At 45.5% G+C, this 20,451-nt stretch carries 24 protein-coding genes; 22 read left to right on the top strand and 2 right to left on the bottom strand.

The window, feature by feature from the left end; translation table 11 throughout:
- Positions 1-5: 5 nt before the first annotated feature.
- The 20 genes from lpxK (at position 6) to pyrF (ending at position 15,201) form a co-directional block, all read left to right on the top strand.
- A complete protein-coding gene (lpxK, locus tag VF685_RS01585) occupies positions 6-1,022 on the top strand; it encodes a tetraacyldisaccharide 4'-kinase (RefSeq protein ID WP_075174512.1) in 1,017 nt (338 codons plus the stop codon).
- Positions 1,019-1,780, top strand: coding sequence for a 3-deoxy-manno-octulosonate cytidylyltransferase (kdsB, locus tag VF685_RS01580; RefSeq protein WP_205779727.1), 762 nt, complete (start codon positions 1,019-1,021; stop codon positions 1,778-1,780). Before lpxK ends, kdsB begins: the two co-directional genes overlap by 4 nt.
- Positions 1,781-1,791: 11 nt before the next feature.
- The gene (locus VF685_RS01575; protein ID WP_205779728.1) at positions 1,792-2,775 is read left to right on the top strand and encodes a DNA polymerase III subunit delta'; all 984 of its coding nucleotides are present in this window, start codon (positions 1,792-1,794) and stop codon (positions 2,773-2,775) included.
- An 11-nt stretch (positions 2,776-2,786) separates the two neighbouring features.
- Complete coding sequence (locus VF685_RS01570; protein ID WP_005177501.1) at positions 2,787-3,128, top strand: PilZ domain-containing protein; 342 nt, start codon at positions 2,787-2,789, stop codon at positions 3,126-3,128.
- Between the two features lie 29 nt (positions 3,129-3,157).
- Entirely contained in the window at positions 3,158-3,931 is a 774-nt protein-coding gene (locus VF685_RS01565) for a TatD family hydrolase (RefSeq protein WP_005177502.1), read from the top strand.
- A gap of 60 nt (positions 3,932-3,991) precedes the next feature.
- Complete coding sequence (locus tag VF685_RS01560) at positions 3,992-4,606, top strand: TetR/AcrR family transcriptional regulator (protein ID WP_016658223.1); 615 nt, start codon at positions 3,992-3,994, stop codon at positions 4,604-4,606.
- A 5-nt stretch (positions 4,607-4,611) separates the two neighbouring features.
- The gene (locus VF685_RS01555; RefSeq protein ID WP_168407097.1) at positions 4,612-5,184 is read left to right on the top strand and encodes a prepilin-type N-terminal cleavage/methylation domain-containing protein; all 573 of its coding nucleotides are present in this window, start codon (positions 4,612-4,614) and stop codon (positions 5,182-5,184) included.
- A 109-nt stretch (positions 5,185-5,293) separates the two neighbouring features.
- Complete coding sequence (gspI, locus tag VF685_RS01550; RefSeq protein ID WP_225876427.1) at positions 5,294-5,665, top strand: type II secretion system minor pseudopilin GspI; 372 nt, start codon at positions 5,294-5,296, stop codon at positions 5,663-5,665.
- The gene (gspJ, locus tag VF685_RS01545; protein WP_152342358.1) at positions 5,662-6,297 is read left to right on the top strand and encodes a type II secretion system minor pseudopilin GspJ; all 636 of its coding nucleotides are present in this window, start codon (positions 5,662-5,664) and stop codon (positions 6,295-6,297) included. Before gspI ends, gspJ begins: the two co-directional genes overlap by 4 nt.
- A gap of 45 nt (positions 6,298-6,342) precedes the next feature.
- Positions 6,343-7,290, top strand: a complete 948-nt coding sequence (gspK, locus tag VF685_RS01540) for a type II secretion system minor pseudopilin GspK (RefSeq protein WP_152342359.1) — start codon at positions 6,343-6,345, stop codon at positions 7,288-7,290.
- Between the two features lie 147 nt (positions 7,291-7,437).
- A complete protein-coding gene (locus tag VF685_RS01535; protein WP_005177512.1) occupies positions 7,438-8,034 on the top strand; it encodes a 6-pyruvoyl trahydropterin synthase family protein in 597 nt (198 codons plus the stop codon).
- 41 nt (positions 8,035-8,075) lie between these two features.
- Positions 8,076-8,789 carry a uracil-DNA glycosylase gene (gene ung / locus VF685_RS01530; protein ID WP_005177514.1) on the top strand — a complete coding sequence of 238 codons (714 nt, stop codon included), beginning with the start codon at positions 8,076-8,078 and terminating at the stop codon, positions 8,787-8,789.
- Complete coding sequence (locus VF685_RS01525; RefSeq protein ID WP_005177517.1) at positions 8,786-9,910, top strand: enoyl-CoA hydratase/isomerase family protein; 1,125 nt, start codon at positions 8,786-8,788, stop codon at positions 9,908-9,910. Before ung ends, VF685_RS01525 begins: the two co-directional genes overlap by 4 nt.
- A gap of 3 nt (positions 9,911-9,913) precedes the next feature.
- Entirely contained in the window at positions 9,914-10,435 is a 522-nt protein-coding gene (tadA, locus tag VF685_RS01520; RefSeq protein WP_163170064.1) for a tRNA adenosine(34) deaminase TadA, read from the top strand.
- Between the two features lie 57 nt (positions 10,436-10,492).
- Positions 10,493-10,924, top strand: coding sequence for an SRPBCC family protein (locus VF685_RS01515; RefSeq protein ID WP_104473640.1), 432 nt, complete (start codon positions 10,493-10,495; stop codon positions 10,922-10,924).
- A 27-nt stretch (positions 10,925-10,951) separates the two neighbouring features.
- Complete coding sequence (cmk, locus tag VF685_RS01510) at positions 10,952-11,635, top strand: (d)CMP kinase (RefSeq protein ID WP_016658215.1); 684 nt, start codon at positions 10,952-10,954, stop codon at positions 11,633-11,635.
- 106 nt (positions 11,636-11,741) lie between these two features.
- Positions 11,742-13,418, top strand: a complete 1,677-nt coding sequence (gene rpsA / locus VF685_RS01505; protein ID WP_005177527.1) for a 30S ribosomal protein S1 — start codon at positions 11,742-11,744, stop codon at positions 13,416-13,418.
- Between the two features lie 160 nt (positions 13,419-13,578).
- The gene (locus VF685_RS01500) at positions 13,579-13,884 is read left to right on the top strand and encodes an integration host factor subunit beta (protein ID WP_005177533.1); all 306 of its coding nucleotides are present in this window, start codon (positions 13,579-13,581) and stop codon (positions 13,882-13,884) included.
- A 25-nt stretch (positions 13,885-13,909) separates the two neighbouring features.
- Positions 13,910-14,275: a lipopolysaccharide assembly protein LapA domain-containing protein gene (locus tag VF685_RS01495; protein ID WP_005177535.1), complete on the top strand. Its 366-nt coding sequence runs from the start codon at positions 13,910-13,912 to the stop codon at positions 14,273-14,275.
- Between the two features lie 245 nt (positions 14,276-14,520).
- Entirely contained in the window at positions 14,521-15,201 is a 681-nt protein-coding gene (gene pyrF / locus VF685_RS01490; protein WP_005177537.1) for an orotidine-5'-phosphate decarboxylase, read from the top strand.
- 70 nt (positions 15,202-15,271) lie between these two features.
- Here the strand turns inward: pyrF and VF685_RS01485 are convergent, their stop codons facing one another.
- Positions 15,272-16,180 (bottom strand): lysine exporter LysO family protein, encoded by a 909-nt coding sequence (locus VF685_RS01485; protein ID WP_286384784.1) that lies wholly within the window; start codon positions 16,178-16,180, stop codon positions 15,272-15,274.
- Between the two features lie 41 nt (positions 16,181-16,221).
- Positions 16,222-17,751, bottom strand: a complete 1,530-nt coding sequence (locus VF685_RS01480; RefSeq protein WP_286384785.1) for a flavin-containing monooxygenase — start codon at positions 17,749-17,751, stop codon at positions 16,222-16,224.
- A 157-nt stretch (positions 17,752-17,908) separates the two neighbouring features.
- On the opposite strand from VF685_RS01480, the gene VF685_RS01475 reads away from it, so the two are divergent.
- Positions 17,909-18,916: an AraC family transcriptional regulator gene (locus VF685_RS01475; RefSeq protein ID WP_168389801.1), complete on the top strand. Its 1,008-nt coding sequence runs from the start codon at positions 17,909-17,911 to the stop codon at positions 18,914-18,916.
- Positions 18,917-18,999: 83 nt separating this feature from the next.
- Entirely contained in the window at positions 19,000-20,154 is a 1,155-nt protein-coding gene (zapE, locus tag VF685_RS01470) for a cell division protein ZapE (protein WP_005177549.1), read from the top strand.
- Positions 20,155-20,451 lie beyond the last annotated feature (297 nt).

The following is a 20,451-nucleotide window of genomic DNA, read 5'->3' as shown; positions in this document are numbered from 1 at the left end:
CAGCCATGTCATTTGCACAATTCATTCAGGACGCTTGGAATAAGCAAGCCAAATGGTTGGTTGTGCTACGGCCGTTGGCGCTGTTATATCGTGGTGGCAGTGTGCTGAATCAGAAGCTGTATGCTTCGGGGATGAAAGCAGCCTATACCGCACCAGTGCCGGTGATGGTGATTGGCAACATTACCGTAGGCGGTAGCGGCAAAACGCCGCTGCTGATTCATCTGGTTAATTATCTGCATAGCCTGAATGTGCGTGTTGGCGTAATTAGCCGCGGCTATGGCGGCAAAGGCCCATTCCCGGCCTATGTTGATTTTGAATCGACGCCGGACATGGTCGGCGATGAACCCTGTCTGATTGTACAATCTACCGGTGCGCCAATGGCGGTCGGTGCCAATCGTCAGCAGAGTATTGAATTGCTGCTGTCCAGACATGAACTGGACCTGATTATTAGTGATGATGGTTTACAACATCTGGCGCTCAATCGCCAGTTGGAATGGATTGTGCTGGACAATAACCGCGGTCTGGGCAATGAAAAAATTCTGCCTGAAGGTTATTTGCGAGAGCCGAAAAGCCGCCTGAATACAGCAACCGTGATTGAACATGCGGCACAGCCAAGTTCAGCGCTGAATATGCATCTAGAAGTGGCTGAGCCTTATTTACTTAATGCCATAGAGGGTAAGGTGTTTAATCCGCAAGATGCTTTTTATGCCGTGGTTGGGATTGGTTTTCCGCAGCGTTTTTATCGCACCTTAGAGTCGATGGGCATCCAGCAATTCCAGTGCCACGAATTTCCAGATCATCATGATTATGAAATTGATGACTTGCAGTTTGAAGATCATCAACCGATTATTACCACCGAAAAAGATGCGGTGAAAATTTTGCCCTTGCTGAAACAGTATCCTGATTTTAACCGGGAAATCTGGGTGGTGCCGGTTGAAGCGGTATTGTCACCTGCTTGTTATCAGGTTTTGCATCAACAGTTAGCGCAACTGGGTTTGACCCTGAATGAAGGACAGTTATGAAACACATCGTTATTCCTGCACGTTTTGCCAGTTCACGCTTACCGGGTAAGCCCTTACTTGAAATTCATGGCCGTCCCATGATTTTACGGGTGGTGGATCAGGCCAAAAAAGTTGAAGGTTTTGATGACTTATGTGTGGCGACAGATGATGTGCGTATTGCCGATGTCTGCCGCGCTGAAGGGGTGGATGTGGTCTTGACTTCAGCGGATCATCCTTCTGGGACTGACCGTTTAAGTGAAGTAGCGCGGATTAAAGGCTGGGCCAGTGATGACATTATTGTCAATGTGCAAGGTGATGAACCTTTGTTGCCCGCGCAGCTGGTGAAACAGGTGGCGCAGCTCTTGGTTGATCAGCCCGGCTGTTCGATGTCGACACTGTGTGAACCGATTCATGCACTGGATGAGTTCCAGCGTGACAGCATTGTCAAAGTGGTGATGTCCAAGCACAATCAGGCTTTGTATTTTAGCCGCGCGACCATTCCTTATGATCGTGACGGGGCGAAAAATGCCGCGCCGCAATTGCATGATCAGGCTTATCGTCATTTGGGCCTGTATGCCTATCGGGTAAAACTGTTACAGGAATATGTGACTTGGGAGATGGGTCTGCTGGAGCGTCTGGAAAGTCTGGAGCAGCTGCGGGTGCTGGAAAATGGTCATCGGATTGCGATTGCCGTGGCCGAAGCCAATTTACCACCGGGTGTCGATACCCAGGAAGATCTGGATCGCCTGAATGCGCTTGATCTTGCACATTTTGAATAATAGAGCTGGCCATGCAGAATGAAGTGACTGCGCAGATTTATCCTTGGCAGCAAACGGTTTGGGATACACTGACAGGCAGGTTTCCCCAGTTGGGCCATGGACTGCTGTTCTATGGTAAAAAAGGCTGTGGCAAAGAAGCTTTTACGCAGCAGTTTCTGGCCTGGATTTTGTGCCAGCATCGTCATGAGCGCAATCTGCCCTGTGGCGAGTGCGGCAGTTGTCAATGGTTAAAATCAGATACGCATCCGAATTATGTTTATGTCACGATCGATGAAGAGAATAAAAAACAAAACGCGAAAATTAAGATCGAGAAGATCCGTGATTTATTACCATTTGTGCAACAAACCGTAGATGGCTGGCGGGTCATTGTGATTGAGCCGGCAGAAGCCTTGAATATTGCTTCTGCCAATGCCTTGCTAAAAACACTGGAAGAGCCGGGCGAGCGGGTGGTGATTATCCTGCTGGCCGATCATTACCTAAAGCTGCCCGCGACTATTCGCAGTCGTTTACAGCATTTTGCCCTTGACCGGATTGCTCCGGAACTGGCCCATGATTTTTTAAGCCAGCACTTGCCGGAAAGCAGCGAGCAGCAAAAACAGCTGCTGATGAACCTGTCCAATCAGATGCCGCTGCAAGCCATTCAGGTGGCCGAGCAGGACTGGTTCTTTAAGCGCGCTGACTTTGTGCAAGACTGGCAAAAATTGGTCAGTCAAAAAAATATGCCGATGGCAATTGCGACCAAGTGGAATAAAGAGCTGAGTTTTAGTGAATTTGGTCAGATGTTTGAATACTTGTTGTCAGATTTGATTTGTGTCAAGCTAAATCAACCGGTGAAAAACATCGACCTGACACTAAGCGCGCTGGCCGAGCAGTATTCGCTGGAAGCATTATTTGATATTTATAGTGATATACAACAATCAAAACAGATGACAGAGCAGAACGTTCAAAGCAATCTGATTCTTGATCAGCTGTGTATAAAATTGATGAATCTTTAAGGGGAAACAGTATGCAGCCACGTATGGGCGGAATTATCCAGGCCAATATTCCAGATCTAGAAACGCTCTATTTAAGTTATATGCCCTATGTGGTCGATGGCGGACTGTTTATTCCTTCCAAGCAACCGGTGCAGATGGGCGAAGAAATCTTTGTACTGGCCACTTTGCCGGAACAATCACAAAAAATTCCACTGACCGGTAAAGTAATCTGGATTTCACAAAAACAGAATGGGGTGAAATTACAGGGCTTTGGTATTCAGCTTAGTGGTGAAAAGGGTCTGTATTACAAAGCAGAAGCAGAAAGACTACTGGCAGGACTTAAGTCTTCAAATCGAAACAGTTACACTATGTAGTCTGTTCTAAGCTGTTGTAGGAAACGCCTGTGTTTGTAGATACGCATTGTCATTTAACCATGCTCGATTTAACTCCGTATGATGGAAATCTGGATCTGGCATTGGCGCAGGCGCGAGAAGCCGGCGTATCTAAATTTATGAGTATTTCGGTCGATCTGGACGACCATATCGAACTGGCAAAAATTGCCGCACGCCATGCAGATGTCGGTTATACCGTGGGTGTGCATCCTTGTGAAGATGCGGCCACTATGGCGCGTGCCACCACTGACTATCTGGTCGAGCTGGCACAACCGGAAAAAGTCTGGGCGCTGGGGGAAACCGGGCTGGATTATTATCACAGTACCGATTTTATTGCCGAGCAGAAAGACTGTTTTGCCCGCCATATTCATGCCTCGCAAATCGTAAAAAAACCGGTGGTGGTACATACCCGTTCAGCTAAGCATGATACGGTTGATATTATCCGCGCGGAAAAATCAACCCATGGGATTTTGCACTGTTTTACCGAAGATTGGGAAACCGCCAAAGCGGTACTGGACTGCGGTTACTATGTCTCTTTCTCGGGTATTGTGTCTTTTAAAAATGCCCAGGATTTACGGGATGTGGCCAAGCAGGTGCCACTAGATCGTGTCCTGATTGAAACCGATTCACCGTATCTGGCGCCAATGCCATATCGTGGTAAATCAAATGAACCAAAATATGTCCCGTATGTAGCCAAAGCCTTGAGTGATGTATATGATAAGTCACTGGAAGAGATGGCTTTCATAACCATGCAGAATTTTGAAAACCTCTTGAACCAAAAGTAAAAATCTAGAAGTTTTTAAAACTGACCGATAAGTGCATAAGAGAGAGTTTATAGGGTGAAGATGGATCGTCAGGCTCAATTTCGAGCAAGAGAAACCTTAATTTTTCAAGTGGCAGAGCAATTGCTATTAGAAAATGGTGAAGCAGGGATGACGCTTGATGCCTTGGCCGCAGAATTGGACCTGGCCAAAGGCACGCTTTATAAACATTTCCAGAGTAAAGACGAGCTGTACATGTTGCTGATTATTCGTAATGAGAACATGCTGCTTGAAATGATCAAGGATGCTGAGAAAAAGTTTCCTGAACATTTGGCCTTCTTTATGCTGCATCACTTGCATCATCCAGAGCGTACGGTACTGTTCCATCAGATTGAAGAGCGCCTGTCGACTACCGGTATGGGCATCAACCATCTGTTTAACGAACTGTATCAGGTGCGTAAACAGCGCCTGCGTCTGATTATTCGCATGACCGAGCATTATCTGGAATCAATTCAGAGCAAAATGTCAGTGCGTGATTATCTGGCCTCGATCTGGTCATTGACGCACGGTGCGGCGGCCATTCTAAATTCCAGTTTTTACCAGCGTTATCTGGGTTCACGTGACACCTTGCGCGTGGCCTATATCGATCAGGCACTGGCCTTGCCGAAACAAGTTCAACATCTCGAACAGATCGTCTAAATCTCATGACTAGATCGCATCACTTCTCATCTGTTCGTGGTTTTACACTCATTGAATTGATGGTGGTGATTGTGGTCATGGCCATTGCTGCTTCATTGGTGCTGATGAATATCGGCGGGGTGGACCAGCGCAGTGCCATGCAGGCACGTGAAGTGTTTTTGATGGATGTGAAGAAGCTGCAACGCGAAGCAGATGATCAGTCGCGTGTGCTGGCCCTAAATGTGCAAAATGCCAGCGATGTGTCACCATTTCGTTATGAAGTTCTGGAATATTTGCCAGCAACCACCGCTACCGACAGTTCAAGCGTCATGCTCAGTCAAACCGCGACCCGCTGGCAAAAATATGCCGAATTTGAGATGCAAAGTTTGCCCGATGGGGTGAGCTTTCAGATTCAGCCTTTACAACACGGATTTGAGAATGCCCAGAATGCCGCCTTGTTGCAAGGCGATGCCCCGAAACTGATCTGGCTGGGTAATGGTGAAGTCAAGCCGGTTCGAATTCAGTTTTATTTCGAGCAGCGTCCGGTTGGGGCTGAAATAGAAATTGATCATCTGGGTAAGATCGTGAATGAAGAATAAATTATTTTCAGCGTTCTCGCCTGATCTGCAAAAACTAGACCGGCTTTCCAGCTGTTCAACATCCGCGTACCGATTACGAGCACATCCGCATCAGACCCGATTCAAACGTATTGCCGGTTTTACCTTATTAGAAGTGATGGTGGCACTGGCGATTTTCGCTACAGCTGCCATGGCGCTGACTCAAGTGGCCATGCAATATACCCAGTCGACCTCTCATGCCATTTTAAGAACCAAAGCACAGTTTGTGGCCTTAAATGAACAGGCTCTAATGGAAATCCAGCAGGACTGGCTCACGGGTACGCAATCAAAACAGGTCACCCTGCAAGGTGAAAGCTGGCAAATTGATAAAAGCGCACAGCCGACCATTAGCCCGAATGTGCAGCGGGTAGAAGTGCAGGTCAGCTTATTTAACCTCGATACCGGTCAGGTTGAAGCCGGCATCACCCATTTGGTGTTTTTTAATCATCGGGCGGCGCAATGATTAAGGCTAAACGCGGATTTACCCTGGTCGAGCTGCTGGTGGCCATTGCCATCTTTGCGGTGCTGTCTGCCTTAGGCTGGAAAGTATTTGATTATCTGGTCAAGGTCAAAGACCGTAACCAGTGGCATGAACAGCAGTTAGAAGGATTGCAGGGTGCCTATCAGCAAATCTTGCGTGACAGCATTCAGATTGTACCGCTGACCGCAAACATCAATAATGATATTCAGCCAGCTTTGGTATTACAAAACGGCCGTTTTAATTTTAGCAAGACCGGTGTGACCGATCCTTTGCAGCAGGGCATTGCCCCCACTGAACGGATTGAATATCAGTACCGGGCCGACGAACAAAAACTGTATCGTCTGAAATATGCCAATTTGCATCAATCCGGGCAGGATCAGCCGGTTTCCAGCGTATTATTGGACAATGTTAGCCAGTTTCAGGTTAGTGTGCTGAATCCGCAGGAACTGAGTAACTGGCCAGACAGCAGTATTGACTTAAATGATAATCAACAAAAACGCAAACTGCCAAAAGGCATTAAAATAAATTTAACCGTACAAGATGTACAATATGAATGGATTTTTAGCCTGTTAAATACTGACTTCCTGAAATCAGACAATAAAACCACATCATAAAACAGGCACTAAAGATAGGCAGTGAATGGGGCAATGGGACAGAACATGAAGCAGCAACAGGGTATTGCGCTAATCACCATTTTAATGATGGTGGTATTGGCCACCATTTTGGCGGCGACCATTGCCAAACGTCAGGCCTATACCGCAGAAAGTACCGCTTATTTAATGCGGCAGAACCAGTCCTTGCTCTATGCCAAAAGTGCCGAAGCCTTCTTTGCCGAATTACTCAAAGATGATGCTGAAAATGCTGCCGAGGTCGATCATCTGCAAGAAAACTGGGCCCAGCCAATGCCAGCTTTTCCTGTCGAAGATGGTTTTGTGGCGGGTGTGTTGAGTGATGAATCGGGGAAGTTCAATTTAAATGCCTTGCTGAATGACAATGGCAATGTTAATGAAAATGCCAAACTGTATTTTGAGCGGCTGCTGGTGCGTGTTGGCTTGCCTGCCCAAATCAGTGAAGCGGTAATTGACTGGCAAGATGCCGATGATTTACCCATCGGGCCGATGGGTGCCGAGAGTAGCTATTATCAGGGCCTACCTAATGGTTATTTGCCTTCAAATTCCCTGTTTTATAGTGTCGAAGAGCTGAAGCAGGTGCGCGGCTTTGAAGAAGGCCGATATCAGCTGTTGCTGCCTTATGTTAGTGCTTTGCCGAACCGCAGTACCAGCATCAACATTAACACAGCGCCGGCTTTGGTGCTGGCCAGTATTGATGACAAGCTGGATGTGAATCAGATTCAGCAGGTGCTGGAACAGCGTCAGGCCAATCTGGAGCATTTTGCCAATACGCAGGAACTGTGGGAGCTGGATGCCTTTAAACAGGTGGATGCCGCCCTGAAAGCTCAGGTCGGTGCTTTACTGGGGGTACAGTCCAATTACTTTAAGGCAAAAATTGAAGTGATGCTGAGTGAACGCAAACGCCAGTTTAGTAGTGATCTGGTGCGCGATAAAAAAACGGTTTATGTGGCCTATCGCAGCATGGCACCATTTTAAAACACAGCCTTTCAGCGCAATTTTCACTGTGCATAAAGCGAGATAGGTTTTAGCTATCAAGTTAAACAGCAAATTTAATGCTTATTCCTTTAATTTTGCTTTATAATTAATAGTCGATTCACAAATAATCTGGCCTGATCGGGACACATGTTAATTCGTAAGTTATTTAAGTTTGAAAATGCTCATATTGTGCGTAACTGCACTTCAGACCGCTGTAAACGTTCAATACACGGCCATAGCTATAAAGTTGAGCTGTTACTTAAGGCAACGAAATTAGATCATGGTCAAATGGTCTATGATTTTGGCTTGCTAAAAGGTGTGATTAAAGAAATTTTTGATTCTTTCGATCATGCGATCTGTTTCTGGCAACAGGACAATCCGGATTATATTCAGGCCTGCCAAAACTTCAGTGCACGCTGGGTCTCTTTACCAGTATCGCCATCTGCCGAGCAGTTTTCCCGTATTTTCTTCTTTCTGGCGCAGCAGGTGCTGGCCTCAACCATCACCCAGAATGGTGAAGGTGATGTTGAAGTCTATTCGGTAATTGTGCATGAAACCGATACCGGTTATGCGCAAAGCTTTTTAGAAGATATTGAAAACGAACAAATGGGACGGCTTGCCCTGGATCAGATCGAGTTTTCAGCGCAGGTGCGCGCGGAATGGTCAGATCCCGAGATGTATGAAAAATTGAAACAGGGTATTAAATTCCAAAACCCAAGCGTAGATTTACAGGTTAAACTCTAATACACACATCCTGACATGGATATAAAGGATTTAATACAGGTATGTCTTTAACTGAACAGCAACACGCGAAACTGGAGAAGGTTCAGTTAGATGCGAGCTGGAAATATGCCCTGAGCGATTTTTTGCTGGGTGAGAAAATGGATGCCTTAAAAGCATTCCTACTCGAAGAAAAACAAGCCAATAAAGTGATTTATCCACCAAGTGGCTTAATTTTTAATGCACTAAATACCACGCCGCTAGAGCAGGTCAAAGTCGTTATTCTGGGCCAAGATCCTTATCATGGTCCGAATCAGGCACATGGCCTGAGCTTTTCTGTGCAGAGAGGGGTTGCATTACCGCCATCTTTACGTAATATTTTCCATGAGTTACATACCGACTTGGGGCTAGATATTCCCAAGCATGGCGATTTAACCCGTTGGGCGGAACAGGGTGTGCTGCTGTTAAACAGTGTCCTGACTGTTGAGGCTGCACAGCCAACATCGCATCAGAAGCGGGGCTGGGAAGAATTTACAGATCATGTGATTGATGTCCTAAATGAACAGCGTGAGCATATTGTGTTCATTTTATGGGGTGCCTATGCACAGCGTAAGGGACAACGCATTGATCCGAATAAACACTTAATCTTGAAAGCCGCACATCCGTCGCCGCTGGCGGCAAACCGTGGTGGTTTTTTTGGATGTAAAGTGTTTTCAAAAACAAATAATTACCTGAAACAACATGGCATTGAGCCTATAGACTGGCAGCTGGACGCATGACACAAACTCCCGTATTGAAACAGTATCATCCCGATTTAATTGTTGAAGAAGCACAAAATGGCTGGCGTATTGTTCGTTTGAACCGTCCAAAGTCGTTGCATGCACTGGATGAATCTATCGTGACTGCTTTACTGGAAGTCTTTCAGGACTTTCATACGGATGAGCAGGTGAAAGCCATTTGGCTCGATTCCACTACACCAAAAGCTTTCTGTGCCGGTGGCGATGTGCGCAAACTGCGTCAACTGGTGATTAATGACGAAGTTGAGGCAGCCAATAAATTCTTTGAACAGGAATATGCGCTGGATTTGTTGCTGCATAACTATGCCAAACCGGTTCTGGTCTGGGGTGAAGGTTATGTGATGGGCGGTGGTTTGGGTCTGTTTATGGCAGCGCCGTTCCGTCTGGTAACCCCGCATTCACGTCTGGCAATGCCGGAAATTAATATCGGTCTTTATCCAGATGTAGGTGCATCGCGCTTTCTGGCAGATCGGGGTGCTATTGGTTTGTTCACTGGTTTAACCGGTTCGATTATGACTGCCGCCGGCGCTTACGGAATTGGCTGGGCCACACATATCTGTGATGTCGCACGTGATGTGGTGTTGGACCGGATGATTAATATTGACTGGGATCATTATCCGGCCGGGGATTTCCGTGCTATTGATGATACCTTAAACAGTATGCACCGTCCGGTTGGACCGGGGCCATTACAGAATTCGTTGGATGTGATTCATAGCGTGTGTCGTGGTGTCAACTTTGAACATGACTATGAAGCAATTGTCGGTCTAAGTGATGCGCGTAGTGACTGGTTGCGTCAGGCCAGTGAAAACCTGCAAAAAGGTTCACTGACAACTGCAGCCCTAAGCTGGTTATTATGGCAATGGGGCAAACAGGTGCATTCATGGAATGAAGTGTTTGAACTGGAAACCCAGATTTCGGCCTGGAAAATCAATCATCCTGACTTTGTCGAGGGTGTGCGTGCCCGTCTGGTCGATAAGGATTTATCTCCAGAGTGGAAGCAGGGCGCTGATCGCAGCCTGAAAGGTATTCTGGCTGATGATCCACCGGTGACGTCAATTCAAAGCTGGAATGACCTGCTGAAACGTCATGGTGTTATCAGCTGATTTATGTCTGATGTAGAAGTTTATTCTGATGAATACTGGATGCAGCATGCTTTTGAGCAGGCTGCATTAGCGGCCTCGCAGGGAGAAATTCCTGTCGGGGCAATTTTAGTCAGTCGGAACCAGATTATTGGGTCAGGCTATAATGCGCCCATTTCCCTGAATGATCCTACTGCGCATGCTGAAATTCTGGCGATTCGTCAGGCCTGTAGCCACATTGCAAATTACCGTTTGCCGGAAGATACCACGCTCTATGTCACGCTAGAGCCGTGTACCATGTGTGTGGGTGCACTGATTCATGCCCGGGTAAAACGGGTAGTATTTGGCACCACCGAGCCGAAAGCTGGTTCTCTGGTTAGTGCACGCCAATTGCTGGACAGCGGCTATTATAATCATCTGTTTGAATTTGAAGCGGGCTGTTTGCAAACCCAGTGTGCAGCCCAGTTGAGCGATTTTTTCAAGCTGCGTCGTGAGCAGAAAAGACAGCAAAAATTACAACAAAAGTCCTTAAATGATCAGAATCTTTAAAGCATTTTCCTCTACACTAAGCCGTGTATGTGATTGAATCCCTTTAGGAACAATAAAATGAACGCTATTCAAATTAAAAAAGAATTTAATGCGCCTGTAGCACAGGTATTTGAATTAATGTCGAAACATGCCACCTATAACACCGCTTTTGCACCTTTGCAGGTTAAGCGTGTCAAGGATTCCGCTGATCCTGAACGCCCGGATGGTGTGGGTTCGGTGCGCCGGATGGGTTTTGGCCCGGTTAAGCCTTTGCAGGAGCAGATTACGGTGCTCGAGCCAAATCAGCGGATTGAATATAAAATTATTAAAAATCCGTTGGTGAAACATCATTTGGGCGTGATTGAATTTGAGCCTGTGGCAGAAGATAAAACCCTGGTGACCTACCGGATTGAGCTGCAGGCACGCGCGCCTTTTGTCAGTAAACTCATTCTTGCCCAGTTGAAAACTGCAATTAAAATCGGTTTAAGTAAACTGGCTAAATCTGTATAAAAATCTGTAAATATGTCTGGAAACGCAATGACAGTTCAAATTATTACCATTGATGGGCCAAGTGGCTCAGGTAAAGGTACGCTTGCCGCCAAACTGGCTGCACATTATCAATTTCACTTGCTGGATTCAGGCGCGCTGTATCGTCTGCTTGGGCTGTCATTGCATAAGGCAGATTTGCTGGAAAGTCTGAGTAACGAACTAAGCAAATGCATCGAAATTGCAACAAATTTAGACATCAAATTTCAGAGCACAGCAACCGGCACTCAGGTCATGCTGGATGGCGAAGATGTTAGCCAGACCATCCGTACCGAACGTGTCGGAGAATATGCTTCAAAAGTAGCAGCAATTCCGGAACTTAGAACGGCATTGTTGGCCCGTCAGCGTGCTTTTGCCCAGGCGCCGGGGCTGGTAGCCGATGGTCGTGACATGGCCACCTCCATTTTTCCTGAAGCACAAGCCAAAATTTATCTGACTGCATCGGCAGAGTCGCGCGCGCAAAGACGTGTAAAACAGTTGCAGGGTATGGGGCTGGATGCTAAAATAAACGACATTTTAGCTAATATCGAAGCTCGCGACAAACGGGATATGGAGCGCGAAGTTGCTCCACTGAAGCCAGCGGTTGATGCTTACATCATTGACAGTTCAGATTTGAACATCGATGAAGTCTTTCAACTGATGACACGTTATGTCGATCAGCAGTTAGCAAACTAAATTTATTCAGCGAATGCATAGCTTGATCAGTTTTATACGGACTATGTAAACGCTTAACTAAACCGGCCTTGTCTGATCCAAGACCGCTGACTTTATCGGAAATATCATGACCGAATCTTTTGCAGCCCTCTTTGAAGAAAGCGAATTAAACCTCAACGTTGAAAAGGGTGCTGTCATCCAAGGCGTTGTAGTAAGCATCGACTCTGATTGGGTAACAGTTGACACTGGCCTTAAATCTGAAGGTATTGTTGACCGTGCTGAATTCTTAAATGAACAACGTGAACTTGAAGTTCAAGTTGGTGATACTGTTGATGTTGTTGTTGAAGCTCTCGACAACGGTATGGGTCAAACAGTTTTATCACGTGAAAAAGCGAAACGTGCTGAAACTTGGACTAAACTTGAAAAAATCTTTGAAGACGGCGAAATCGTTACTGGTGTTATCTCTGGTAAAGTTAAAGGCGGTTTCACTGTTGACATCGGTCCAGTTCGTGCGTTCTTACCAGGTTCTTTGGTAGACACTCGTCCTATCCGTGACACCACTCACCTTGAAGGTAAAGAGTTAGAATTCAAAGTTATCAAGCTTGACGCTAAACGTAACAACGTTGTTGTTTCTCGTCGTGCTGTTATGGAAGCTGAATCTTCAGCTGACCGTGAAGCGCTTCTTGCTCAGCTTGAAGAAGGTCAAACAGTTACAGGTACGATCAAGAACCTTACTGATTACGGCGCGTTCGTTGACCTTGGCGGTATCGACGGTCTTCTTCACATCACTGACATGGCTTGGAAACGTATCAAGCACCCATCAGAAGTTGTTGAAGTTGGTCAAGAAGTTACTGTTAAAGTACTTAAGTTTGACAAAGAACGTAACCGCGTATCTTTAGGCCTGAAACAATTAGGCGAAGATCCATGGTTAGCGATCATGAGCCGTTATCCTAAAGGTTCTATTGTTAAAGCTCGTGTAACGAACTTAACTGACTACGGCTGTTTCGCAGAAATCGCTGAAGGCGTTGAAGGTTTAGTACACGTTTCAGAAATGGACCACACTAACAAAAACATCCACCCATCTAAAGTTGTTCAGATTGGTGACGAAGTTGATGTTATGGTTCTTGAGGTGGACGAAGAGCGTCGTCGTATTTCTCTTGGTATCAAACAAACTCGTGCTAACCCATGGGAAGAGTTTGCTAAGAACCACGACAAAGGTGAAAAAGTTTCAGGTACAATCAAGTCAATCACTGACTTCGGTATCTTCATCGGTTTACCAGGCGGTATCGATGGTCTAGTTCACTTGTCTGACATCTCTTGGAACGAACAAGGCGAAGAAGCGATTCGTCGTTACAAGAAAGGTGACACTGTTGAAGCGGTTATCCTGTCTGTAGACGCTGAAGGCAACCGTATCAGCCTTGGTATCAAGCAATTGAACAGCGATCCATTCAACGATTTCTTGGCTGCTAACGAACGCGGTGCGCTGGTTAAAGGTACTGTAACTGCAGTTGACGCGAAAGGCGCGACTGTTAAGTTAGCTGACGAAGTTGAAGCAACTCTGAAAGCATCTGAAATCAACCGTGATCGCGTTGAAGATGCAACTAAGTTCTTAGAAGTTGGTCAAGAAGTTGAAGCGAAAATCATCAACGTTGACCGTAAGTCTCGCTCTATCAACTTGTCTATCAAAGCGAAAGACGAAGCTGAAGAGAAAGAAGCAGTAGCTAACTTACGTCAAGCAACAGCTTCTCAAGACAATGGTCCTAAGACTATTGGTGATCTGATCAAAGCTCAGATGAACCACTAAGTAGCCGTGGAAAAGTATGATTAATGTAATTTAACTCTTACTTTTTACACAAATACTGTAAACGGTAGCGTAGTATTAACTTATTGCGCTACCGTTTTGTATTTAAACAGGTTATTATCGGTTTTAAGTTAAAGTAGCTTGATAATTAAAGAGGTCGCAGATGACTACTGAAGCACTTAATAAGTCTGACTTAATAGAGCGAATTTCCCTAAAAAATCCACATTTAGCGGAACCTTTAGTTGAAGAAGCTGTTAAGATTATGATTGATCAAATGATTGAATCACTGTCTGCAGATAACCGAATTGAAATTCGTGGATTTGGTAGCTTTGCATTGCATCATCGTGAGCCACGTGTAGGTCGTAACCCGAAAACGGGCAAGTCAGTTAAAGTGGCGGCAAAAGCGGTACCTCATTTCAAACCAGGTAAAGCATTGCGCGATGCAGTGAACGCATCTGCAGAGAAATAATTAATTTATATCCTGAGGTGTGTTTATGCGTTACGTCTTAGTCGCATTATTGATTGTACTGTTTGGCTATTCATTGGCTCTGGTTTTACAAAATGGGACCGAGCTGTCGGTTGACCTTTTGTTCACTCAAGTTCCAGCCATGCGTTTGGGGTTATTGTTATTACTGACCCTGGCACTGGGTGTTGTTGTTGGACTTTTACTGGGTGTGCAGATTTTCCGCGTATTCCAGACCAGCTGGGAAATCAAGCGACTGCGTAAAGATATTGACCATCTGCGCAAAGAGCAAATTCATACGGCACAGTTGGCAGCGGCTGAGGCGGCTGCAAATACACGCCATGAAAAAACGGTAGTCGATATTCATCCGAATGATCGTTCATCTACACCTTTATAGTGGACGCTTGAATAAAGTTGAATGGCTTTTTTGAGGTCTGCAACTTGAAATATTTAACGCTTAAGAGCTGATCTCCTAAGCGTTTTTTTATGCAGCCATGTTTTGAAACGCTTAGTTTGTTCTATAAGGTTTTATAAATAAGCAGTTTAATTTAACTGCTTTGCTTATATTCAATAAAATTCACTTGGTTGCCAGATTTGAAATTCGTATAATGCTTTAATTTTGTCAGTTTTAAGGGTCTTCTCATGAGTATTATCGTTGCTTTAGATGCAAAAAGTCATTACGACGCAATGACAATTGCTGAGCAGCTAGACCCAGCCTTATGTCGGGTTAAGGTCGGTAAAGAGCTGTTTACCCATGAAGGGCCAGCAGTGGTCAAAGCACTGCAAGATAAAGGCTTTGAAGTTTTTCTGGATTTGAAATTCCACGATATTCCTAATACCACGGCTCAGGCTGTATGTGCGGCAGCAGACTTAGGGGTGTGGATGGTAAATGTGCATGCCTCTGGCGGCCGAAAAATGATGGAAACCTGTGTAGAGCGCTTAAAAGCAGGGAATTACAACACCCAGCTTATTGCGGTGACTGTTCTGACCTCAATGGGCCGTGAAGATTTACGTGATATCGGTTTAGATATTGAGCCATTTGAACAGGTGAAGCGTTTAGCCGCCTTAACCAAAGACAGCGGTTTGGATGGCGTAGTTTGTTCAGCGCAAGAAGCCAAGATGCTACGTGAAAGCTTGGGTCAAGAATTTGCTCTGGTAACGCCGGGGATTCGCCCTGAAGGTTCAGCTGCAGATGACCAGAAGCGTATCGTCACGCCTAAACAGGCGATGATGGATGGTTCAACACATCTGGTGATTGGTCGCCCAATTACCAAGGCGGAACATCCTCGTCAAATGCTTAAAGATATTCTAGCGACGTTGTAATCTCCCTAAACCCCCCCTTTTCCAAAGGGGGACTCCTCCCTTTGTAAAGGGAGGTTGGAAGAGGTTAAATCTAAATCACTGCCAGAATACTGACCACGATAGGTGCCAATACTGACAACACAAAACCACTGACCATGGCATGAGGAATAAAGTCATTGCCACAGGCCTGTTTCACCATTGGTAAGGTCACATCCATCGCTGTAGCGCCGGCAGAAGAAATGGCCGCACGCGGATAACGCCAACCAATCAGATACATCAGCACAATCGCAAAGATTTCGCGGAATAAATCATTCATCAGGGCAATACTGCCCAGTTCAGCTGTACGCAGTTCACTAATTACAATCCCGCTCATGGAATAAAAGCCATAGCCTTGCGACAGCATGATCAGATCTTTTAGGGAAATATGTGATAGCCAGAATAAGCAGAACAGCGCCCCTAATATCGAGCCAACAATACAGCCCACTGGCACCAGCAGGATGTTCCAGTTTAACCAGGAACGGTCAAGCGGTGCGCGTGCGAGATCAAAACCAATCATTAGCATAAAGACCAGCAATAAATGCCAGGTACTAATATGTAAATTGAACTGCCAATATTCACTGCCCAGATAAAGCAGATAACCTGCGGCTAAAGCAATGAAGGCATAACTGATATTGAGTAAGGATTGTAGTACCAGACTGAAGGATACGCGTCCTTGGCTGGGCTGAAAGCCGGCCCATTTAAACAGGCCATAACAGCAGGCGAAAGCGCCGAGACTGGTGCTAAATGAAATCAGCATTGCGCTGGTTAAAATACGTTCCGGTTGAGGGATTTGGTTTAAAGTCTGGGCAAATTCAAGTGAAATGGCGATGAGGAGAATATAGCTGAAATAAGGTAACAGTTTCAGCATAAGCTGTTGCAGCCAGCGGGGAAACCGGGCTGCAAAGGCATAGCCGAGATAGAGACAAAATAGTAGCTGGAAAATAAGCCAAAAGGATTGCATCTATACTCGCCTAAAATCAATTCCTGCTTATTATGCCTGAATTAGCTGGCCAGCTGTTGTTTTGCACGTTTATTCAGTAAGCGATAATCAGCCGGATTCACTTTCTGGGTTTTTAACCAGTATTTCCAGGTATAGGTCGGCCAGAGGGCAAAGTTTTTACCGCCATCTTGCTGATACCAGCTGACACAACCGGATTGCCAGATGGTCCCGGCCAGCATCTCCTGAACATAACGGTTATAGTCATCATGAACCTGATCTTTAATGACTATGGCATCGGTCTGGGTACGTTCGACCAGCTTGATCATCTGCAAAATATAGTCAACCTGTGCCTCAATCATAAACACTACGGAATTATGCGCCAGCACGGTATTGGGGCCTAGCAGCTGGAACAGGTTGGGAAAGCCTTTGGTGCAAATGCCATAATAACTTTCGGCGCCATCTTTCCAGGCCTGTTTCAGCTCCACGCCATGTTCACCGACACAATCAAACGATTTCAGATAAATGCGCGGATCGGTAATAAAACCGGTGCCATAAATCAGACAATCAATTGGGCGTTCTTTGCCATCTTTGGTGATGATGCTGTGTTCAGTCAGCTCCTGAATGGCATCAGTCACCAGTTCGACATTGGTGCGATTAAAGGTCGGATAATATTTATTGGAGACCAGAATACGTTTACAACCCATAATATAGTCAGGAATCAGCTTGGCGGCGATGCGTTTGTCCTTGACCTGATATTTTAAAAAGGCTTCGGCCAGTTTCTGGGTATATTTCATTACCCCTGGTTTTACAATCGGCACCACGCGGGATTCATTGGACCAGTACAGGCGGGCGCGGTGCAGTTTTCTAAACCAGTCAAACTTTTTAAACAGCTTTTTTTCAAGCTGGCTATAGAGTCGTTCATCGCGTGGAATCACCCAGGCGGCGGTACGCTGAAACACATACAGTTGTCTGGTTTGTGGGGCAATTTCCGGAATATATTGAATGGCACTGCCGCCAGTACCAATTGAGGCGACATTTTTACCGTTTAAATCGTATTGATGATCCCACTGCGATGAATGAAAGACCTTGCCTTTAAATTTTTCGATCCCTGGAATATGCGGAATTTGCAGTACATGCAAGGGTCCGGAGGCAAATACCACATATTGGGCAATCAGCTTGCGCTGCTGATTGAGCTCTAAATGCCATTCGCAGTCCTGTTCCTGATAATGCGCAGACAGGACTTCAGTCTGAAACTGGCAATAATCTCTGAGCTGGAACTGATCGGTCAGGCCCTGAATATAGGCAAAAATCTCTGGCGCTTCGGCATAGCGTTTTGACCAGTCGGTTTTGGGCGCAAATGACAGGGAATACATATGCGATTGCACATCACAGGCCGCACCCGGATACTGGTTTTCCCGCCAGGTACCACCAACCTCATTGGCTTTTTCCAGAATAATAAAATCGGTGATCTGTTGCTGCAGCAGGCGAATGGCCATCGCCAAGCCACCAAAACCGGCACCAATAATGGCAATTTTAGTTTTTTGAACGGCATGATTTGTAGAAAAATCATGATTTGACAATGCATCATGCATAGTTGTATATCCTTTTCTTTTTATTTCTATGATTAGCATATAAGCGGGTCAGTGCAGATGCCATGATAGCACTGACAAAAAAATTGATATTTTCGGCAATTTAAAAATAGTGAATGATATAGTAAAACAGATACACAGACGTGACTCAAGCGCCCCTATGAAACGATCCATTCTCGGTCTCATGTACTTAATTCAAGGTATGCGAAATGCCGGAATTGATGTGGATGAGCGTTTGCAAAGTATCGGGCTGCATGCAGATGCACTGGATGCCAGTTCGGTGATTCATCCGCGACTGGAACTGGATATTCTGAAGATTATTGGCGCCGGGGTGCGACCTGAGCAGGGTATTTTTATTGGCCAGCATTATGCACTGGCCGGTTATGGTCCCTTGCTGATGTTACTGGTGACCTCTGACACTATTGCGACCGCGATTGAAAAAGGCATTCAGTATCAGGGGCTGACTCATCTGACCGGGCAGCTAAAGCTGAAACATGAAGCAGATCGGGTGGCGCTGCAATATCTGCCGAATGATCTGGATAGCGATTTGGGTATGCTGCGGGCGCAATGTGAAATTTCCGGGACTTTCAAGTTTATTCAGGATCTTTACAAGATGATGAGCCTGAATGTGCCGCAAATACGTATTGAACTGCCATTTGCACGTCCAGATCAGGCACAGGCCCTGGTGGCTTATCATGACTATTATGGTCATGACTTGTGTTTTGGCCATGACCATGCAGCGTTCTGGTTCGAGCAGTCGGTGCTGGAAGTGAAAATTCCATCCGCCGATTCAATTACCTTTAAGACCTTTGAAGAAAAGTGTATTGAAGAGCTGCAGCGCTTAAAACTGGAAGATCAGGCACCGACCTTGGTGCAGCGAGTCAAAGATTATCTGGAATTGCAGCAGGGCGTGATGCCGACCATGGCAGAAACCGCGCAGGCCTTACAGATTCCAGAGCGTACCTTGCGTCATCAGTTGCAGCAGCTGAACACCAGTTATAAACAGATTCGTGAAGATTTAATTAAAGACAAGGCATTGAGATTAATTGAATATCAAGCTTATTCAATTGAAATGATTGCAGAGTTACTGGGTTATTCAGAACCTGCCGCTTTTAATCATGCCTTTAAACGCTGGTTTGGACAAAGTCCGCGCCAGTATGGGAAATAGCCTAAGCATTTTAAACCCAAAGTGGTATATTGTGCGGCGGTTATCTTCGTTATCATTTATTAACCCCAAAAGTACTGAATAATATGTCTGACTTCAACTCATCCCACAACACAGCATATACTCCATTGTCTCCGGCAGAACGCTATGCACAGGCGTTGGCGTCGGGGCAGTTCATGCCAGATGAAGCACAGGCCGAAGCGGTACACGAGCTGGATCGGGTGTGGCAAGAGTTAATTCAGCGTTATAAAGCCTCGAAAAAGGCCTTTCGCCGTTTTCGTCGTCAGACATCTCCGCGCGGTGTGTATATGTGGGGTGGGGTTGGACGCGGTAAAACCTGGCTGATGGACCAGTTCTATGAATCAATTCCGTTTCGCCGCAAAATCCGTATGCACTTCCATCACTTTATGCAGCATGTGCATCGTGAACTGAACAAACTGTCAGGGCAGCGTAACCCGCTCGATACAGTGGCTGACCAGATTTATAAAGATGCGGTGATCATCTGTTTTGATGAATTCTTTGTATCTAACGTGACCGATGCCATGATTCTCAGCGACCTGTTCCAGAAGCTGTTTAATCGCGGTATTACTTTGGTGGCCACCTCAAACATCGCGCCAGATGGCTTGTATAAAAATGGTATTCACCGTGACCGCTTTATTCCAACCATTGAAATGGTGAAAAAGAACTGTGCCATTTTAAATGTCGATGCAGGAGTGGATTACCGTTTACGCGTGTTAAAACAGGCGCAACTGTTTAAATCGCCGCTGACACATGATCATAATGTCTGGATGGCGCAACGTTTTGATGCGCTGACTCATACCCAAACCCATTCGGATGAGCCCATTACCATCAACAACCGTTTAATTGAAACGGTGGCGCATACTGAAGATGTGCTGTGGTGTGAATTCTCGGAAATGTGCCTGAAACCGCGTAGCCCGGCTGACTATATTGAAATTGCTAACCTGTACAATACCGTGCTGGTCAGCAATGTGCCGCATTTAACCGATTATCTGGCCGATGGTACACGCCGTTTTATTTATCTGGTCGATGAGTTTTATGATCGTGGTGTAAAACTGCTATTAACCTCTGAAGATTCGATTATTGAACTGTATCAGGGTGAAAAACTGGCCTTTGAAATTGAACGGACGCGTTCACGTTTGCTGGAAATGCAGTCAGATGATTATTTACATGCAGCGCATCGTCAGATTTCAGCTGCGGGTGCATCGACTGAAGCATCTTAATACTGAATTCGACATATTTAAAAAGCGTCCAACCGGGCGCTTTTTTTTGTAGCAAAAAATCTTTGCTGCTTTTATCGACATTTTGTTCAATTCATGGCTTAATCTTGGCTAATAATAAAACCCGGAAGGGCTGAAGTGCCGAATTTTCTTTACAATTCTGAACTTAAGTCTAATTCCGACATTTCAAAAACTTTATACACTGTAGGTTATATATTTCGCTTAATGATAATGTCACATCCTAAGATTATTTTATTTTTAAATAGCAACATTTATTTAATAAAAAATGATCACTATTTA

This window comes from Acinetobacter sp. Brlt_5, from assembly GCF_051949055.1.
Lineage (GTDB): Bacteria > Pseudomonadota > Gammaproteobacteria > Pseudomonadales > Moraxellaceae > Acinetobacter > Acinetobacter indicus.
The sequence above is the reverse complement of the archived record's forward strand: the minus strand, read 5'-3'. Positions and strand labels throughout refer to the sequence as shown.

Excerpts from the sequence above, each read along its gene's own strand:
- kdsB (WP_205779727.1), top strand. The coding sequence starts at position 1,019 with ATGAAACACATCGTTATTCCTGCACGTTTTGCCAGTTCACGCTTACCG.
- rpsA (WP_005177527.1), top strand. The coding sequence starts at position 11,742 with ATGACCGAATCTTTTGCAGCCCTCTTTGAAGAAAGCGAATTAAACCTC.
- VF685_RS01475 (WP_168389801.1), top strand. The coding sequence starts at position 17,909 with ATGAAACGATCCATTCTCGGTCTCATGTACTTAATTCAAGGTATGCGA.
- lpxK (WP_075174512.1), top strand. The coding sequence starts at position 6 with ATGTCATTTGCACAATTCATTCAGGACGCTTGGAATAAGCAAGCCAAA.
- VF685_RS01560 (WP_016658223.1), top strand. The coding sequence starts at position 3,992 with ATGGATCGTCAGGCTCAATTTCGAGCAAGAGAAACCTTAATTTTTCAA.
- VF685_RS01515 (WP_104473640.1), top strand. The coding sequence starts at position 10,493 with ATGAACGCTATTCAAATTAAAAAAGAATTTAATGCGCCTGTAGCACAG.
- VF685_RS01500 (WP_005177533.1), top strand. The coding sequence starts at position 13,579 with ATGACTACTGAAGCACTTAATAAGTCTGACTTAATAGAGCGAATTTCC.
- pyrF (WP_005177537.1), top strand. The coding sequence starts at position 14,521 with ATGAGTATTATCGTTGCTTTAGATGCAAAAAGTCATTACGACGCAATG.
- gspK (WP_152342359.1), top strand. The coding sequence starts at position 6,343 with ATGAAGCAGCAACAGGGTATTGCGCTAATCACCATTTTAATGATGGTG.
- VF685_RS01535 (WP_005177512.1), top strand. The coding sequence starts at position 7,438 with ATGTTAATTCGTAAGTTATTTAAGTTTGAAAATGCTCATATTGTGCGT.
- cmk (WP_016658215.1), top strand. The coding sequence starts at position 10,952 with ATGACAGTTCAAATTATTACCATTGATGGGCCAAGTGGCTCAGGTAAA.
- zapE (WP_005177549.1), top strand. The coding sequence starts at position 19,000 with ATGTCTGACTTCAACTCATCCCACAACACAGCATATACTCCATTGTCT.
- VF685_RS01495 (WP_005177535.1), top strand. The coding sequence starts at position 13,910 with ATGCGTTACGTCTTAGTCGCATTATTGATTGTACTGTTTGGCTATTCA.
- VF685_RS01555 (WP_168407097.1), top strand. The coding sequence starts at position 4,612 with ATGACTAGATCGCATCACTTCTCATCTGTTCGTGGTTTTACACTCATT.
- ung (WP_005177514.1), top strand. The coding sequence starts at position 8,076 with ATGTCTTTAACTGAACAGCAACACGCGAAACTGGAGAAGGTTCAGTTA.
- VF685_RS01525 (WP_005177517.1), top strand. The coding sequence starts at position 8,786 with ATGACACAAACTCCCGTATTGAAACAGTATCATCCCGATTTAATTGTT.
- VF685_RS01480 (WP_286384785.1), bottom strand. The coding sequence starts at position 17,751 with ATGCATGATGCATTGTCAAATCATGATTTTTCTACAAATCATGCCGTT.
- VF685_RS01485 (WP_286384784.1), bottom strand. The coding sequence starts at position 16,180 with ATGCAATCCTTTTGGCTTATTTTCCAGCTACTATTTTGTCTCTATCTC.
- tadA (WP_163170064.1), top strand. The coding sequence starts at position 9,914 with ATGTCTGATGTAGAAGTTTATTCTGATGAATACTGGATGCAGCATGCT.
- gspJ (WP_152342358.1), top strand. The coding sequence starts at position 5,662 with ATGATTAAGGCTAAACGCGGATTTACCCTGGTCGAGCTGCTGGTGGCC.
- VF685_RS01570 (WP_005177501.1), top strand. The coding sequence starts at position 2,787 with ATGCAGCCACGTATGGGCGGAATTATCCAGGCCAATATTCCAGATCTA.
- VF685_RS01575 (WP_205779728.1), top strand. The coding sequence starts at position 1,792 with ATGCAGAATGAAGTGACTGCGCAGATTTATCCTTGGCAGCAAACGGTT.